Below are 295 nucleotides of genomic sequence, written 5' to 3' on the forward strand. Positions count from 1 at the left end.
AACGACCTGGAGCGCCTCGCCGCCACCATCGAATCGGACGATGCGCCGACGTGGATCGTTCTGACAGCCACGCCCTCGAGCTGGCCGGGTTACGGGTTCAGCGGCCCGACGGATCTGCTCGACGACCGCTACGCCGAGGTCACCGAATTGTGCGGCCGCCCCCTCTATCTCCTCCGCGGCGCCGCCCGCGACACTCCGGTGGACCCCTGCGGCACTGGCTGACTGCGGGGCGCCTCCCAGCAGGGTTGCACGGGGGACGTCCGGCAGGGCTTCGGGCCGGTGGTGCCTGCCGAAC

General features: G+C 71.5%; 1 protein-coding gene. It reads left to right on the top strand.

The features are described 5' to 3' along the window. The coding region (locus tag D9V41_RS18190) for a hypothetical protein (protein WP_166376139.1) at nucleotides 1-222 on the top strand (222 nt) is incomplete at its 5' end. Nucleotides 223-295: the final 73 nt, after the last annotated feature.

Origin of the sequence: Aeromicrobium phragmitis, from assembly GCF_003674095.1 — a bacterium.
In the GTDB taxonomy this organism is placed as follows: domain Bacteria; phylum Actinomycetota; class Actinomycetes; order Propionibacteriales; family Nocardioidaceae; genus Aeromicrobium; species Aeromicrobium phragmitis.